At 46.1% G+C, this 19804-nt stretch carries 3 protein-coding genes; all 3 read left to right on the top strand.

The window, feature by feature from the left end:
• The first annotated feature begins 15 nt into the window (after positions 1 to 15).
• The 3 genes from M1D71_RS18910 to M1D71_RS18900 are packed head-to-tail and all read left to right on the top strand — an operon-like array spanning position 16 to position 19754.
• Entirely contained in the window at positions 16 to 3789 is a 3774-nt protein-coding gene (locus tag M1D71_RS18910; RefSeq protein WP_458123201.1) for a condensation domain-containing protein, read from the top strand.
• Positions 3779 to 6247: a non-ribosomal peptide synthetase gene (locus M1D71_RS18905; RefSeq protein WP_458123200.1), complete on the top strand. Its 2469-nt coding sequence runs from the start codon at positions 3779 to 3781 to the stop codon at positions 6245 to 6247. Before M1D71_RS18910 ends, M1D71_RS18905 begins: the two co-directional genes overlap by 11 nt.
• A complete protein-coding gene (locus M1D71_RS18900; protein WP_458123199.1) occupies positions 6240 to 19754 on the top strand; it encodes an amino acid adenylation domain-containing protein in 13515 nt (4504 codons plus the stop codon). The genes M1D71_RS18905 and M1D71_RS18900 overlap by 8 nt, the downstream gene beginning before the upstream one ends.
• The last annotated feature ends 50 nt before the right edge of the window (positions 19755 to 19804 follow it).

Here is a 19804-nt window from a genome sequence, read left to right as displayed (position 1 = left end):
GGAGAAACCGTTCGAATGTCATTTCATACTAGCCTCCAACGTTATATAAGACATGAGCTCCCGGTTCAACAACTTTCTATATCCATGGGGGCAATAACCTCTTCGGGGGCCTGTGATGAACATTGGACCCAACCGACTGCTTCCAGCATATTGAAGGCGCAGGAACATTTCAAATATGGTCAGAGACCCAAGATGTGGGAATCACAACCAACTCTTTCGGCTGGGAAGCCAGCAATTCTGATAGGCGAACCACTTGATTGTTCAGGACATCCTAAGACACTTGCCGAGGCTTTTGATCTGACCGTCAGGAATCATCCAAAGAAGAAATTGTATTATAAGAAAGAAAATGGGGAAGTCCGAATATCAGATTATATGGAATTGTCTCAGGATGCTGAACGCATCCTTCAAGGACTGATTCAACAAGGTGTCCGGCCAGGGGAATCTGTCATTTTGCAAATTGAACGCATAGATCACCTAGTAGCTGCACTCTGGGCTTGTATACTTGGCGGTATGAACCCAGCACCGCTGAAGCCAGCTCTTCACTTGCCATCCGATCACATGGATCACACAAAGTTGAAACAGGTGTGGAAGTTATTGAATTGTCCGCTCATTGTAGGAGATTCTGCTGGTACTTTCGAAGGGGAGGGCACAAGTGAAGAAGCGGTAATTTCGGTAAATGAGCTGTTGCGGCATGAGCGTTCCCAGGAAAGGCACAGTAGTGACCCCCATGCCCCTGTCCTTACCCTCTTTACATCAGGAACAACAGGTACTCCGAAGTGTGTCCGGTATCAGAATCGCCAGATTCTTGCGAATATTATTGGTATCAAACAACATCTGGGCCTGACTTCTGAAGAGATCACCTTGAATTGGATGCCTCTCTATCATGCTGGTGGATTGTTAACCAATCATATCCTCGGCGTTGTGTTGGGCAGTGAGCAAGTGTTAAGTTCCGTTGAGCGTTTTTTGAATTCTCCCACTTCGTGGCTGGAAGATATAGAGGAGCATCAAGTCACATTCACCTGGGCTCCTAATTTTGCCTATGCACAGATGAATCAGCGGCATGAAGCCGTTCATGCCAGACAATGGGATTTGTCATCCATTCGTACCATATTGAATGTAGGTCAGCCGATTTCAGCTCGGACAGGCAAAGAATTCCTTCATCAATTAGTTCCGTTTGGGCTTAGAGCTGATAGCATTGTTCCTGCCTATGGCATGACTGAATTTTCCGGCAGTCTCTGCTTCAGCAGAACGTTTAATCAATCCGAGACAGGTGGAATTCAGCATATTGTTAAGGGGTCGTTGGATAGCGAATTGATCTTTGCAGACTCCCCCATTACGGACGAAACAATAGCCTTTGTCGAGATTGGAGAGGTGATTCCCGGAATAAGTTTGCGGATCGTAAATGATTGCAATGTTCCGCTTCCCGAAGCTCATGTAGGGAGGGTTCAACTCAAGGGAGATTCAATCATAACGGAATACTTCAAGAACAAGGAAGCGACTAACAACGTATTGACAGGCGATGGGTGGTTCGAATCAGGTGATCTCGGTTTTGTTAAGGATGGAGTGTTGACATTAACAGGCAGAGAAAAAGATGTGCTGATCATGAACGGCAAAAATCTATACAACTATGAGATTGAAGCAGTAATGAAGCAAGTATACGGTGTTGATGCTGACTACGTGGCAGCAGCAGGAATATCGGGTGGAGAGTCCGGCAATGATCAACTGTTGTTATTTTATACACCCCAGAATGACGATGAAGGCTTAAATCTGTTCGTCATTCAGGAGATGAGAGGTAACATATCGAGACAATTTGGCGTAAATCCGAGGTTTATCGTTCCGGTGAGCAAAAGGGAATTCCCTCGTACACCTACAGGTAAAATCCAGCGGCTACAACTTGTAGATTTACTACTCGATGGCCAATTTGATGAAACGCTCAACCGAATAGAGTGTATGCTGCATGAACGTCAGCAGGCTCAGATAATGATGGAAGAAGAGGTTGCAGCAACTTCTGTTGAACAGGCTGCTTGGGTACAGGCGGAAGAAGAGGGTTCCAGGGGAGTACAGATCCAGCAAGACAAGCTGTGCATTATTCATTACACATCAGAGCAGGATCATTGCCATGAAGCTTTGGTGTACACCAAAGTACGTGAATATGTAAAGGAACATAATGTACTTCTTGACCGAATTGAAGTGTACAGACAACCTCATATAGGTGAAGGAGCATCGGTTTCTTCTAAGCACTATCCATTTCTTGAAAAGGCATTTCAATCGGTCTTGGGATTAACCCAAGTGACCCACCATGATGATTTTTTTCAGCTTGGTGGTGACTCCCTCCGCATGACGCGTCTGCTCGCGATGATTGCTTCCGAGTATAAGGTGCGTATTCCGGTACAGCGTTTTTTCAGACAAGCAACCATCAATGGAATTCTTCAGGAATTGCAGAATGCGGAACCGTTGAAGAATCATATTCCTATCCCGGTACAGCAGCAACGAACAGAGAAACTTCCGCTTACATTGAAACAAAAAAGTCAATGGGTTCTGCACATGATTGCTCCAGAGAGCGCCTTTTATACCAATACTTTTTCAATTCACTTTACCGGTGTTTTTCATATATACAGGCTTCAGAGTGCTTTAAAAGCACTGATTATGCGGCATGAGGCTTTGCGTGTTCGCTATGGTATTCAAGATGGGGAACCTTATCAATATGTTACGGAGCTAGGATCTGAAATAGAAATTAGACGGATAGATCTTACCCAGCTTCAGGAAAATGAAAGGCATGTTGGAATCAGGAGGGAGATTGATTGGGAAGCAAACTTGCGGTTTGACCTTGTGAACGATGCATGTCTTCGTATGTGCCTGATTGATTGCAGCCCGGACAAGCATATTCTGGTTGTGTCCATGCATCACATTATATCTGATGGCTGGTCAGTGGAGATTTTCACCAACGAATTGGTGCAATTATATAACTCGGAGTTGGGAGATTCGCATCGAATGTTGTCGCCACTTTCTGTCTCCTACTCGGATTATGTGCTGTGGCAATCCTCCATGGAGCAGGGCAGTGATTCTCCCCTGTGGGAACTAAAAGAGTATTGGATCAATAAGCTAAACCGAACATTACCCATCATACAGGTACCATGTGATTTTCCATATCCTGAGGCCAGAACGTACAAGGGAAATACGATCGAACGTATCGTAGACTCCCAATTGACCTCCAGGACATTAGTGAAGGCAAACCGGTCAGGGATTACGCTCTTTATGCTCTTATTCGCGGTGTATGGCTACCTGATCCATCGTTTTAGCAGACAGCCCTATATTCCCATTGGTACCGTCATGTCCAACAGGACCCGTGCTGAGGTGGAGGATCTCATTGGATTTGTAGCAAATACCGTTATTTTGCCCGTCGAGTTTAGTGAAGATATGACATTTGATGATCTGTTGGAACAGGTTAAAGGAATGTCCTTGGATGCCTATCAACATCAGGAAGTACCTATAGAAATGCTGCTACCTGACCTTTCGTATCATACTGCACCGGGATCAACACCGGGTTTTCAAGTCATGTTCACACTGCAAAATGAATTTACACACCAATATCAGCTTCAGGACGTATCTGTCCAGTTGATGATTGAAGCAGGAAGTACATCCAAGTATGACTTGATTCTACATGTATATGAAGAGTCCGATATTCTTAGGCTGCGTATGGAATACAACACGGATTTGTACAGAATGGAAACCATCGAAAGGCTTCTTCAATTCTATATCACCATGCTGGAAGGGGTTGTTGAGCATTAAGCTGTCGAGTCTGAATACATTGCCTGATACCGAGAGGCGTATACTTCTGGAGCAATTCAATGATACGAAGACCACATACCCGCGAGAAGCAACACTGATCAGTTTGTTTGAGGAACAGGCGAAACGATCCAGTGAACGGGTTGCCTTGCGTTATGAACATACGGAGATGACGTATGCATCATTAAATAATAAGGCCAACCGATTGGCGTTATATCTTCGACAGCAAGGCGTGAAACCAAATCAGGTTGTAGGCATTTTGTTTTCACGTTCACCCGGAATGGTTATCAGCATTCTTGCCGTACTTAAGGCAGGTGGAGCTTATATGCCGATTGATCCCGAGTACCCGAAGGAACGTATTCAATACATGCTTGAAGATAGTAAAGCACAATTCTGTATTACGGAAGAGCAGGAGTATCTGCCTGAGGAGATGTCGATTAAGGCAATCGTTCCAGACCTGCTGGATGACGATGGGATAGAAGGCAACTACGCAACAAATCCGAAACAAGTGAATCGACCATCGGATTTGGCTTACATCATCTACACATCAGGATCAACGGGCAAACCAAAAGGGGTCATGATTGAACATTCCAATGTGGTCAGATTGCTTTTTAATGACCGAAACTTGTTTGACTTCACCAAAGAAGATGTGTGGACACTGTTCCATTCATTCTGTTTTGATTTTTCGGTATGGGAGATGTATGGGGCGTTATTGTATGGTGCCAGGTTGATTATAGTTCCTCTGGATGTGACAAGGGAGCCAGCACAATTCTTATCATTACTACAGAAGGAACAGGTCACCATTCTGAACCAAACGCCGACTGCCTTTTACCGAATCGCTAAACTGGAAGTACAGTCAGACTTGGATACACCGTTGGCTGTTCGAAAGGTGATTTTCGGGGGAGAAGCTCTTCAACCTATACAACTACTGGAATGGAAGAAGAAATATCCTCAAGCTCAACTAATTAATATGTATGGAATTACGGAAACAACGGTACATGTGACATATAAGGAAATGGGATGGGATGATATCCAAGGCAAAACAAGCAACATTGGGAAACCCATTCCTACGCTTCAAATTTATATTCTCGATGAACAGCGGGAATTGGTTCCAATCGGTGTGGAAGGGGAGATTTATGTTGGCGGTGAAGGCTTGGCCAGGGGATACCTGAACCGAGAAGAACTGACCACCGAACGGTTCGTTCCCCATCCCTTTGTACCCTCGCAGCGGTTATATCGAACTGGAGATCTCGCTCGCTGGCAGATGAATGGTGAACTTGAATATTTGGGAAGGATCGATCACCAAGTGAAGATCCGAGGTTTCCGAATCGAGCTTGGTGAGATTGAATCCAGACTTTTGGAGATAGATGGAATACAGCAAGCAGTCGTAACGGTCAGGGAAGGGGATACAGGAGAGAGCGTTCTCTGTGCATATTATGTCTCTGAACGACTTCAGCAGAGCAAAGATTTACGAACAAGGCTGTCTCAACATCTGCCGCAGTATATGCTGCCTGCTCATTATATTCAAATGAAGGCCTTGCCAATGACACTGAGCAACAAAGTCGATATCAGAGCACTTCCTGCTCCTAGCGACAGTGTGACTCCAATGGATGTTACCGATTTGGTAATGCCAGGCCATGAACTGGAGTGGCAGATGCTGAACATTTGGCAGGAGATGTTGGATAACCGCAATATGGGGGTAGAGTGTGATTACTTTGAGCTTGGCGGAGACTCCATTCGTGTAATTGAACTGATCAGCCGAATGAACAGAGAGCTTGGACTTCATATCCAAATTGCTGATATGTACGATTATCCAACGATTCGAGAACTGGCTGGACATCGTGCTTCCCTTCATGCACCCGATCCCGTCCGGAACGAGATTGAGATGGAGTTATTACAGATGCGTACGGAGTGGCTGGCGAACCCGACATTACGAGCCTTGTTACCCTCCAATGTGGAAGACGTGTATCCCATGAGCGATATTCAGCAGGGAATGGTGTTCCATTACATGAAAAATGAAGGTCTGGGTGTATATCACGATCAGTTTATATATCAGATTCATGAGCATCGAATTCAGGCGCTGAATCTTCAAACAGTCATGAATGAACTCATAAACAGGCATCCCATTCTGCGTACTGGTTTCAATATTTCCGATTTTCCCGTACCTGTCCAATATACTTGTGAACGTATACATTTTGATATTCAGGAGGTCATACTGGATAGTCTGGACAGCGAATCGATAGAACAGGAAATTCGGAATTATATGGAGCTTGACCGGAAGCGGCCATTTGATATCCAGCATGCTCCGCTGTGGCGTCTGGTGATTTTCACCTCTCAGGAGGAGTCATATGTGGGGTGGATCTTTCATCATGCCATTCTGGATGGATGGAGCGTTGCCGTCTTTATGTCGGAATTACTGAATTTATACGGTGCTCTCAAAGGAGGGGAAGTCAGTGCCTGATCCGTTAAAAACAAGCTACAAAGATTATGTTATAGATCAGATGGCCCAAGCTAGAAATTCGTCCATTATGGAGTATTGGCGTGAAGAACTGCTGGATTATCGAAAATACTCATTCCCGGAACAGTCCGAGATTCATAATGGCAATTCAGTAGCCAACTCAACAGTGACTCTCCTTCCATCGGAACTGTACACCCAGTTAAAAGAAGCGGCACGTAATCAGCGTGTTACGGTTAAATCCTTGTGTCTGTCTGCATTCGTCACTTCATTATATATGCTGTCCTATGAGGATGATATCCTGATTGGGCTTGTCGAGAATGGACGTCCTGTCCATGAGGATGGCGCACGCATATTGGGCTGTTTCCTAAATACCGTTCCTATGCGCACACAATTTGACTCTCTGGTGAACTGGGGAGACATTACTCAAGATGTGTATCGTAAACAAGCCACACTCAAAAAGTATGGCCGGTTGTCCCTTGTTCAGATTCTAAATGCAATTGGGGAGCAAAGCAGCCGAGAAAATCCGCTATTTGATATCGCTTTTAACTATATTGATTTTCATGTGTATGAGTCTGTGGAAAAAGGAATGTTTGAATTTAAGTCTTACAGCTATGAGAAAACAAACACTCTCCTTGATTTTAGTATTTCAGTAACTCTCGGTGAGTTGTCCGTCAAGATGGTGTCATCTTATCCAACAGCATTCACAGATCGGCTGCTTGACGTATATCTGAGGGTTCTTGGTTGCTTGATTGCCAAACCTGAACAGAAAATCGATACAGCTGATATTATCACGGAGGAAGAACACACGTTACTCGGAACTTACAATGACACAACTGCCGAATACCCTTATGAGGCAACCGTTGTAGAATTGCTCGAGCAGCAGGTCATACAGCAATCTGAACGAACCGCAATTGTCATGGGGGAGGAGCAGTTATCATACCGAGAATTCGGTGTGCGAGTTGATCAGTTTGCAATTCAGTTGCTCGAATCTGGTGTTGAACCTAGACAGAATATTGGACTTATTTCAAGGCGGTCCATAGAAATGATAACGGCCATTTTCGCCATTTTGAAAGCAGGATGCACCTATATTCCGCTGGACCCGGAGTTCCCGACTGAGCGAATTCGTACCATACTTGCAGATAGTGATGTGGCTGTACTTATTGCTGAGAAAGATCTGTTCATCAGCGGCTATGAAGGCAAGCAGATCAATCTGATCAAGCAAGAACAGTTGCAGAGTGACTGCGAGCGGCAAGCTGTGGACATGTTCACGAAATGCCACAGATCCGCTGAAGATGTGGCCTATATCATGTATACATCGGGGTCTACAGGTAAACCGAAGGGCGTACAAACGACACACCGTAACATTGTGAAGACCGTAATCAATAACGGTTTTATGGATATTCATGAAACGGACCGGATGTTGCAACTCTCCAACTATGCATTTGATGGTTCAACATATGAAATATTCGGTGCTTTACTCAACGGAGCTACGCTGGTGCTGATTCCCAAGGAAACCGTCCTCAACGTGTCGGAGCTTGCTGATACGCTGGAGCGTGAACGAATCACTTCGGCTTTTATGACTGCTGTACTGTTCAACGCCGTTGTTGAGTGGGATGTTCAATGTTTGAAACATGTGAGAAGGCTTTTCTTTGGCGGAGAGGCTGGATCCAAAAAGCATGTGGAAAAGGCTCTGCAGGTTCTGGGGAATGACCGGATTGCTAACGGATATGGTCCGACCGAAACGACCGTTTTTGCAGCGACTTATCTGGTCAATCAACGTTTGCTGGATTATAACACAGTTCCCATCGGTAGACCTGTTCACAATACCCAGGCCCATGTAATGAATCGAAAAGGACAACTTCAACCTGTTGGAGTACCTGGCGAGTTGTATATTTCCGGGGATGGACTTGCGCAAGGTTACCTGCATCAGGCTGAATTAACCGAAGAACGTTTTGTAATCGGTTCTGCTGGAGAAAGAATGTACAGAACAGGCGACCTCGTTCGCTGGCTGCCGGATGGAAACCTCGAATACATGGGAAGATTGGATCAGCAAGTGAAGATTCGTGGAAACCGGATTGAACTTGGCGAAATTGAGAGCAGGCTATCCAGGATTGAATCGATTCAGGATGCTGTGGTCATGACAGAGAAGGATGAGCAGGGACATACCTATTTATGCGCGTATATCGTCCCAAGTGATAACAAAACTCCTGTGTTGGACTGGAAAAAAGAGCTGAGGCAGACCCTGCCTGAATATATGGTTCCCAATACGTTCGTTACACTGGAAGCCTTTCCCATGACACTGAACGGTAAGCTCGACCGGAAGGCGCTTCCCAAGCCCACGAGAAGACAGACCAACCATTTCGTTGCTCCAGCTAATGTGTTTGAAGAAAAATTGGCACGTATCTGGGAAGAGATTCTGGATATACAGAGCGTCGGAGTAGAGGAGCATTTCTTCGAAGTTGGAGGGCATTCACTTAAAGCTATGATGCTTGTGGCCAGAGTACAGAAGGAAACCGGCGTAAAGGTTTCACTACAGGATGTATTCATCATGCCTACGATTCGGGAGATGGCCATGTGGATCATGGCAGCACGCTCGACAGACCACCCTGGAGAAGAACTTGTGCCCGTACCCTACAGGGACACGTACCCGGCGTCTTCCATCCAACAACGGATGTACATTGTTCAGCAAATGGAAAATGCAGGTGTAAGCTACAATATGCCTTTCCTGCTTCGGTTAAATGGCAAGCTGGATGTGAATGCCTTGGAGAAATCAATGCAGATGCTGATTCAGAGACATGAGGCATTGAGAACTTCATTCGAGTTACACCATGGTGAACTGCGGCAACGTATTCACGGACCTGATCAGATATCTCTTGAACCGTTGCGCCTCAAAAAAGCTTCATTAGCAGATACGGAGGAATCGGCTATCCAGTCGTTTGCTGAACAATTCATCCAGCCATTTGATCTGGGAGAAGCTCCTTTGTTCCGAAGAGGTTTACTTCGGATTAATGAGGAGTGTCATGTGCTACTGCTTGACCTGCACCATATTATTTCGGATGGACGATCGATAGAGATTCTGATATCCGACTGGGTTCGGTTGTATCAGGGGCAGTATCTTTCGGACCTGAGTGTGCAGTACAAGGATTATGCTGTCTGGGAACAGGAGAGGTATCTTCAACAAGAGGCATATAACAAAAGTCAGGAGTACTGGTTGTCCTTGTACAAAATCGAAGTCCCTGTTCTTGAAATACCAACAGATCATCTGCGCTCGCCGATCCGCCGTTTTGAGGGAAGTCGTGTGAACTTAACGTTAGAGCCTGCTCTCGTGAGTCAATTAAAAGATGCGGCAATGACCAATCAACAGACCTTATTTATGCTTATGATGGCATCCTATCAGATTCTGTTGTCCAAATATTCAGCTGCAGAAGATCTTATAGTGGGCACTCCTTTTACATGCAGAGATACCCTCCAGCATGAACAAATGGTAGGCATGTTCGCCAACACGCTGGCACTTCGGAGTGAACCCAAGGCAGAACTGTCGGTAAGCGTATATCTGGAGAAGATGAGAGAAATTACGCTGGCAGCATATCAATACGGCCGATATCCACTGGAAGACCTGATAGATCGCTTGTCACTGCCGTTTGATTCAAGTCGACATCCATTGTTCGACACGATGTTTATGCTACAGGATTCGGCAACAGCACAGATGCATATACCGGGACTTGGGGTCGAGTATGCAGAGTGGGATCATCATGTATCAAAATTTGACATGACATGGGTCTGTACATATTCCGAAGATGATATGACGTTATCTGTTGAATATCGAACGGATCTGTGGGAGTCACATACCATAAAACGGATGTTACAACATTATGTACATTTGCTGCAGCAGATCGTGGCTTTCCCAGAACTGAAAATCGGGGAACTGGAGCTTGTAACCGAATCTGATATTGCACAGATAGATGTATGGAATAACAGCGATGCAGATTATCCTATAGATGTTTCTGTGGCTAGGCTGTTTGAGCAGCAGGTTGAGCTCGGCAGCGCGAATCCGGCTGTCGTGATGGACGGTTACCGTGTTACGTATCAGGAGTTAAATGATCGCGTGAATCGTCTTGCACGATACCTTATTTCACAGGGCGTTCAGCCTGGGCAACGTGTCGGGCTAATCATGGACCGCTCCATTGAGGTCATTGTTGCAATGCTCGCCATTGTCAAGAGCGGAGGGGCGTACGTCCCTATTGATCCGAGCTTTCCAGGGGACAGGAAGACATTCATGTTGATGGATAGCGGGGCAAGGTGGTTGATTGCAGACCATCCTGATCAGATCCCCAACTATGAGGGTGAAGCTCTGATTTTTAATGAAAATGTCTGGGCACACGAATCCAATCAGAATCCGGTTCTTATCCGAAATAATGTGAATAACAGCGCATATGCCGAGTCTCCTGGACCGGAAGATCCCTTATATGTCATGTACACCTCTGGTTCAACCGGCACCCCAAAAGGGGTAATTACGACACACCGCAATGTGATCAAGACGGTAATTCATAATGGTTACGTGGATATCACCCCTGAGGACCGCCTGCTACAGATATCTAATTATGCTTTTGACGGATCGACCTTTGACATCTATGGTGCCCTGTTACACGGTGCTGAACTTGTTCTGTTGAAAAGGGAAGAGGTGCTGGATGGGGGTGCTCTCGCCAAGGCCATTCGCGAACAACATATCACGATCGCTTTCATGACAACGGCACTATTTAACACATTGGTAGATCTGGATCCGTCGTGCCTGAACGGGACTAAGAAAATTCTCTTTGGCGGTGAGAAAGTATCCGGGACACATGTCAAAAAGGCCGTTGATCTGCTTGGCAAGCATAGACTTGTACATGTATACGGCCCGACAGAAACGACGGTATTTGCCACATTTTACTCCATCGTTTCTGGTGAATACATTCCAATTGGTCAGCCAACGAATAACACAAAAGTGTATGTGCTGAACCATGAAGGCAAGCGATTGCCTGTTGGTATTCCTGGCGAGTTGTATATAGGTGGACAAGGACTTGCCCAAGGATATTTGGGACAACCGGAGCTCACCCGTGACAAATTTATAGCTAGCCCATTTATTCCGGGAGAACGTCTATATCGCACTGGAGATCTGGTTAAATGGCTGCCGGATGGAAATCTGGAATTCATTGATCGAATTGACCATCAAGTGAAGATTCGTGGCAATCGGATCGAACTAGGGGAAGTGGAGGGACGCCTGCGTATGCTATCGGGTATCCATGAAGCGATAGTGATGGCGGATCGTGACGATCAGGGTCACTCCTATCTATGCGCGTACACTTTACTTCAGGATGGAGAAGCCAAGCAGCCCTTTCAAGAACTGGTAACGATGTGGAAGCAGGAACTCAAACAACAAATACCGGAGTATATGGTCCCAACCGTCTTTTCCATTTTGAATGAGATACCGCTTACTCCGAATGGAAAGATTGATCGGAAGAAACTTCCGAAGCCGACAATTGTACGAGGTCAGCAATATATTCCAGCAGAGAACCCGGTCCAACAGAGCTTGATTGAGATATGGGAAAGCGTTCTAGGCATTAAGAAGATAGGAATACAGGATCATTTCTTTGAATTGGGCGGACACTCTCTGAAAGCCATGTTACTAGTAGGCAAGATTCACCAGGAACTTGATGTCAGACTTACCTTGCTGGATGTATTCCAGGCCCCAATTCTTCGGGACATGGCTGGATGGATTCAGAAGGCCGCTAGGAAACAGTATAGAGCCATTGAGCCGGCTCCGGTGATGCAATCATATCCTGTTACATCGGTTCAGAAACAGATCTATTACGCCCAGCAATATGAGTACAGCGGAACAAGTTATAACATGCCAATGTTATTTGAAATCTCAGGCGCATTAGACACGGCTCGTCTGGAAGCATGTTTTAGACGGATCATCGCACGCCATGAAGCCCTGCGGACATCATTCGATATGGAAAATAGCGAGTTAACTCAACGCATTCATTCGATAGATGAAGTGGAGTGGAAGCTTGAAAGGTGGACTATGGATTCATTGGAATCCTCGATCCAGGAATCTGATGGAACTGAAACAGATCTAATATCTGGCGTGATGTCCACTTTTGTTAAGCCGTTTGATTTGGCAGAAGCACCGCTGATCAGGGCATGTGTAATTGAATTCGATAGGGAACGGTATGTACTGGCGCTGGATACACATCACATTGTGTCTGACGGGGTGTCTACTCACCTGATATATGATGAACTGTTTGATCTTTATCAGGTACGGACACTCGATCCGATCCGTGTTCAATATAAGGATTATGTGATGTGGAAGCAGAAACAGCAGGCAAGCCGTACGTATGAGGAAACGCAGCAGTTCTGGTTGGCACAGTACTCGGAATTTGAAAGTTCCGCTGAACTTCCAATGGATCGTGCACGTCCTGCCATCAGATCGTACCGGGGGGCATCATATACATTTGGCCTGCCAAGTAAGAAGGTACAGGAATTGAAAAGAGCAGCTGCGGGTTACGGGGCTACTCCATTTATTCTTCTTTTATCGGTGTATGGTCTGATGTTGTCTAAATATACGGGTGATGAGGACATCACCATAGGGGCACCGATTGCCGGACGAGAACATGTAGATGTGGAGTCCACTGTGGGGATGTTTGTAAACACGCTGCCTTTGAAGCTTAATCCAGCTGCTGATCTGACGGTTGGTGAATATATCCAGCATGTCAAAAAATATATGCTGGAAGTGCATGAGCGAGGCATGTATTCTCTCAGCGATCTATTAGACAAACTTCATTTTTCTTTTCAGCCGAGCCGCAATCCTTTATTTGACACATTGTTTGTACTGCAGGATATGACGCTCCCCGTCAAAACACTTCAGGATATATCTGTTCGCAAGTTGGATTGGCATGGACAGCAGGCCAAATTCGATATGTCCTGGGTATGGCATGAAGATGGGGATGAACTCGTGGCTGAGGTTGAATACAGTTCAGACCTATGGGACCGGGTTACCATCGAACAAATGACTCGTCATTATGTTTATTTGCTTGAACAACTATTGAATAACATGGATACGAAACTGCGGGATCTGGAGTTGCTTACCCTGCAAGAAAAGAAATATTTTAGAGAGCTTAATAAAACCGATGCTGAATATCCAAGAGACTGGACTGTTACGGAGGCATTTGAATCCATAGTATCAGAGCAACCTGAACACGAGGCACTCCTGTACGGTACAGAGATGGTGACTTATGGACAACTGAACGAACGCGTAAACCGGATGACAGCATTACTCAAGCGACGTGGAATTAAGCCTGGTGACTACGTCGGACTGTTAACACATCGTAAACCGGAGATGATCATTGCCATCCTGGCGATATTAAAAGCAGGAGGAACGTATGTCCCTCTCGATCCCAAATTCCCTGAAGACCGACTAATCTACATTCTGCGGGATAGTGGAGCTGAGTGGCTCATCATGGAGCAGAATCAGACCCTTGATTCCTACACGGGAACAATCATCCCGTTGCTCGAACCACAAGTTTATGCAGAGGGTAGTTCAATACAGACACCAATCTCCTATTCAGCAGAGCAACCGGTCTATGTCATGTACACCTCGGGATCTACCGGAATGCCCAAAGGTGTGGTAACGAGTCACCGCAATGTAGTGAAAACCTGTATCAATAACGGATTTGTTGAAATTGGGCGAGAGGATCGAATGTTACAGTTGTCCAATTATGCATTTGACGGGGCCACATATGAAATCTTTGGAGCACTTCTTAATGGAGCAACGCTCGTGCTTATGCCCAATCAACATGTTCATGATGTGTCGTATCTTACACGCACATTGAGACAAGAGAGGATCACGAGTCTTTTCATGACAACCTCCCTGTTCAATACGGTAGTTGATTATGACGTACACAGTCTGCGTGGTATGAGGAAACTGTTTATTGGCGGCGAAGCTGCCTCGGTGAATCATGTAATTAAAGCATTGGATGTGCTGGGAGAACATCGGATTGTAAATGGTTATGGCCCGACGGAGACAACCGTATTTGCAGCAACGTATTCCATTGATGAGAGAGTAAGGGAAACCGGGCGTGTTCCCATTGGCCGAGCCATTCATAATACAAGGCTTTATGTATTGAATACATGGGGCAAGCCCCAACCTGTGGGAGTTCCTGGAGAGTTGTACATCGGAGGCGAGGGTCTGGCTGACGGATATTTGGGACAGCCGGAGCTGACGGAAGAGAGATTTCTAGCCTGGCACATGGAAGGGGAAGATAGAGTCTATCGTACAGGAGACCTCGTAAGATGGTTAAAGGATGGGACCATTGAATATTTGGGTAGATTGGATCAGCAAGTGAAAATCCGTGGAAATCGGATTGAGCTGGCAGAGATCGAGGATCACATCCTTGCTCTGAAAGAGGTCAACGAAACTGTAGTTACCGCACATCGTGATGACCAAGGGCATTCCATGTTGGCGGCGTATGTTGTAATTGACCCTGCAAGTGTACTTGCCCGAAATGAAACGAAGAACGAGCATCAAGCCGAGAACTGGAGAAGAATCTTAAAAGAAACACTTCCTGAGTATATGATTCCATCCGTATTCATCGAGCTCTCATCCCTACCGCTTACACAGAACGGGAAGCTGGACCGAAAAGCTCTGCCTAAACCTGACCTTGCCAGACTGTCTTCAAATTATGTGGCTCCTTCAACACATACGGAGAAGGAACTGGCACAATTATGGACTGAAGTTCTGGACCTCGCACAAGCGGGCTTGCAAGATCATTTCTTCGAAATGGGTGGGCATTCATTGAAAGCAATGGTTCTCATAGCGAAGGTACAGGAGAAATGGGCTATCAAATTAAGCATGCCTGATTTATTTAATGCTCCAACGCTGCAACAGATGGCCTCCTTGATTGACCAAGGGGATAAGCAGAATCATACCCGGATTCCGCGCGTCAAAGAGCAAGAGGATTATCCGGTGTCGTCGGCACAGAAGAGATTATATCTGGTGGAACAGTTCGAGGATACCGGGACAAGCTACAATATGCCCATGGTACTGAGGATGAACGGGAAACCCGATGTGATCCGTCTGGAGCTTGCGCTGAAAGGACTTATTCATCGGCATGAATCACTAAGAACCTCCTTCAGAATGGTTGATGGTGAGCTGCGACAGCACATTCATGACCTGAAGGACATGCATTGGAAACTGGAACTTATAGCCGAACCTGAAACGCTTGCTGGTCTTGAGAGGGATGAACAGCTGGCTCGGTATATTGGCACATTTGTCCGGCCCTTCGATCTTGGATGTGCACCGCTTATGAGAGCAGGGTTATGTGAACTTTCAGATAGAGAATATGTGTTGGTCTTGGACATGCATCACATTGTTTCGGACGGAGTGACGACCGGAATTCTATATCAGGATTTTATTCAACTCTATCAGGGACATCCTCTTGATGAGATGACAGTTCAATATAAGGATTACACCGTGTGGATGAGTGAACAGAAGAGCAAGGCGGCCTACCTGACGAGTGAAGATTACTGGTTTAAGCGGTACGAGAGAGACATCACCGTATTGGATATCCTCACAGAGGGTCGTCGCCCAAGCCGGCGACAATTCACAGGTTCTTCCCATACGTTTGAACTGAGTCCTCAGCTGAGTGGCGCAGTGAAACAGTTAGCACAACAGACAGATGCAACACTCTTCATGGTAATGTTGGCAGCATATAACATTCTTCTGTCCAAGTACACGGGGGAAAAAGATATTGTTGTGGGCATTCCATTTGCGGGAAGGACTCATACGGATATCTCTTCCGTTGCAGGCATGTTCGTTAACACGTTGGCGCTGAGACAAGAATTGTGTGGTGATCTCCGGATTCACGAGTGGATCGGTCATGTGCGCAGGGACACGTTGCTGGCTTATGAACATGGAGAGTACCCATTGAATGAACTTATTGAGAAGCTGAATATCGCAAGAGATCCAGAGCGCAATCCGTTATTTGACACCATGTTTGTTCTACAGGATGCCAAACCCCTGACGGTAGAACTGCATGAGTTGCATATTGAACCACTGGATTGGACGAGTAACACTTCTAAATTCGATATGACTTGGGTAGTTCACGAGAATAAGGAATCTCTTAAACTGACCATAGAATATGCGACAGACCTTTACGAGCATTCTCAGATGGAAAATATGGCGCTTCATTATGAGCATGTGTTAAGTCAAATGTCCTCCTCCCCGGACATATTATTGGACGAGATCCAGCTGATCACTCCCTCGGAAGAGCAGGAGATCCTGGTACAGTTCAACGACACTTACGCAGAGTATCCGCGTGATCGTACGATTAGCCAGCTGTTTGAAAGCCAAGTATCGCTTCGTCCCAATCATACGGCGTTGCACTTTTATGGGGATACGCTAACCTATCGGGAGCTTCACCAGAAGGTTTGTCAGCTTGCAAGTTATCTTGAGCAGAGCGGCTTACGCCGTGGAGATGCTGTCGGCTTGTTGGCAGACCGTTCGATTGACATGATTGTGTCGATCTTGGGAATCTTGCGAGCAGGAGGTGTATATGTTCCGCTGGATCCTTCCTATCCACAGGAGAGAATGATCTACATGCTCGAACACTGTAATGCAAGTATGCTCGTTGCTCCATCGGATAGACCTCTCCCTGGGTTCCAGGGGTTCGTGGTTCCATTGGAAGAGTCCAGTCGAACCCTATTAGAGAAAGACAGATTATCTGTTCAATACGATGGGAATCCAAAGACATTAGCGGATGAAGCGACCATGCCAGCGTACATTATGTACACTTCTGGATCGACCGGATTGCCGAAAGGTGTGGTCACTACACACCGAAATATCATTAAGACAGCGATGAATAATGGATTTATCCATATCGATGAACAGGATCGTATGCTGCAGCTCTCCAACTATGCCTTTGACGGATCAACTTATGAGATCTTCGGTGCATTATTGAACGGGGCAACGCTTGTATTGATCAGTAGAGAGGACATGCTGGATATCAACAAGCTTTCCTCTATTATGAAGGGGCAGCGGATCACATCTGCTTTTGTAACTAGTGTACTGTTTAATGCGCTGGTCGATCATGATGTAACCTGTCTGCAACATGTGCATCGATTATTCGTCGGAGGAGAGGCACTTTCCAAATCTCATGTCATGCAAGCTCATCAATATCTGGGAGATGATCGGATCGCGAATGGGTATGGTCCGACCGAAACAACTGTTTTTGCAACGACATATAATGTCGGACGTAATCTGGCAGGTCACGGTTCGGTTCCTATTGGAAGACCCATTCATAATACGAAAGCCTATATTCTCAATGCGCAAGGCCATCTTTTACCTGTCGGTGTAGCAGGTGAACTATATATTTCCGGTGAGGGTGTAGCAGAGAGATACGTCGGAGATCCGGATCTGACACTGAACAGGTTCATGGAAGATCCATTCTGTCCTGGTGAACGAATGTACCGGACAGGGGACAGAGTCCGATGGATGCCTGATGGCTGTATTGAATTTCTTACACGGATCGATCATCAGGTCAAAATTCGCGGGCACCGAATTGAACCGGGAGAGATTGAGTCAAGGCTGATACAGCATTCTGACGTACAGGAAGCGGTCGTTGTTCCTCGTCAGGACAATACAGGACATTATCTGTGTGCTTATATCGTTTCATCGGAAGGATTCCAAGAACAAGAGCTCAGAAAGTATGTTCAGCAGAGTTTGCCCGAATACATGGTGCCGTCGTATTTTGTACCGATTCTAACGCTTCCGGTAACGCGTAACGGCAAGCTGGATCGAGGTGCTCTCCCTGCACCGGATCTGAACAGCATAAAAGGGGATTATCGTCCACCTGTAACTCAAGAAGAACAAATATTGGCCCAAGTCTGGTCGGAAGTACTGGGTGTGGAACATGTGGGAATCGACGACAACTACTTTGTCCTCGGAGGGGATTCCATCAAATCCATACAGATTGCTTCAAGACTCACTCGTCATCAGCTCAGACTACAGGTCAAGCATTTGATGCTGTATCCGACAATCGCGGAGTGTGCCGAGTTTTTGGAACCTATGGAAACGAGGAAAGAGCAACAAGAGATCATTGAAGGAGACATCCCTCTCACTCCAATTCAACAATGGTTCTTTGCACAGGGATATAGCAACATGAATCATTGGAATCAATCCATGATGCTATACAACCGAGAAGGATGGGATACGAACACGGTAAATGAGGTGTTCCATAAACTTTGTGAACACCACGATGCGCTACGTATCCGATTCGATATCCAGCCGGTTGGTGTGGTACAGCGTGTTTCCCCAATAGACAAGGATAAGGATTTCCCTATGGAGATACATGAAGTGGAAGCTGACGGGGATCATGCCCACCTTGAACGTTTTGCGACAGCGATTCAATCCAGGGTGAACCTGGGACATGACTTAATTCAGCTTGGTGTGTTCAGGACACCTGAAGGTGACCATCTGCTTATTGCAATGCATCACCTTATTATTGACGGTGTATCGTGGCGAATTCTGCTGGAAGATTTCCACTGCTTGTATCAGGCTATTCTCCTGGGGGACAAGACGGTGAAGTTGCCCGAGAAGACAGATTCCTATGCCTTCTGGAGTCGTGAACTTCAGAACGTAGCCACATCTGAAGAGATGAAGCGTCAACAAGCGTACTGGCACAAGCTAAATCAGAAAGCACTACAACTTCGCGATCATCACGATAAACCTGGTTTGCTCAAGCAAAGCAAAATAGTGACTTTGGAACTGGAACCTTACAGAACGCGCCAGCTATTGACTGAAGTTCATCGTGCGTATCATACCAAAGTCATGGATATCCTGTTGACGGCTCTCTCCATGACGTATGCAAAAGACATTGTTATCGATCTTGAAGGACACGGGAGAGAAGGCATACTGGACCATGTGGATACCACAAGGACCGTAGGCTGGTTTACCACGATCTATCCTGTGCTTCTCAGTACAGCTCATGAAGAACTTGGTGAAGCGCTGCGTCATACGAAAGAAATGCTTCGTGGCATTCCTGGCAAGGGAACTGGGTATTCCGTCTTGAAATATCTAACTTCCGAGTTGAATTTGGAGGAGTCACCGTGTGATCCCGGCATTGTCTTTAATTATCTGGGGCAATTTGGAGGAGATACACAAGGCGAGTCGTTTACCATGTCATCCATGCCTATGGGCGAATTGATTAGTCCACTTAACCGAATGTCCCATTTCGAAGAGTGGAACTGTGTTGTCGATGAAGGGAAATTCCAGCTGATCCTTCGTTATGATCCTTCAAGGTTGGATGAGAAAGAAGCTATGGAACAAGTAGCCAGCTATGGCTTGAATCTGGAGAAATTGATAGTGCACTGCCTGACTCGTGAAGCTGAGGAGTATACACCCAGCGACTTTAGCGATGCAGACCTCACGTTGGATGAACTTGATGATATCTCGGATATCATTGGCAAGCTGTGAGTTTTCCGGAGATTCCTGGAAATGGAAAGGAATCTCCGGGGCTCCTTCGG

This window comes from Paenibacillus sp. Z3-2 (assembly GCF_054161325.1).
Note: the sequence above shows the minus strand (reverse complement) of the source record. Positions and strands in the feature narration are given on the sequence as shown.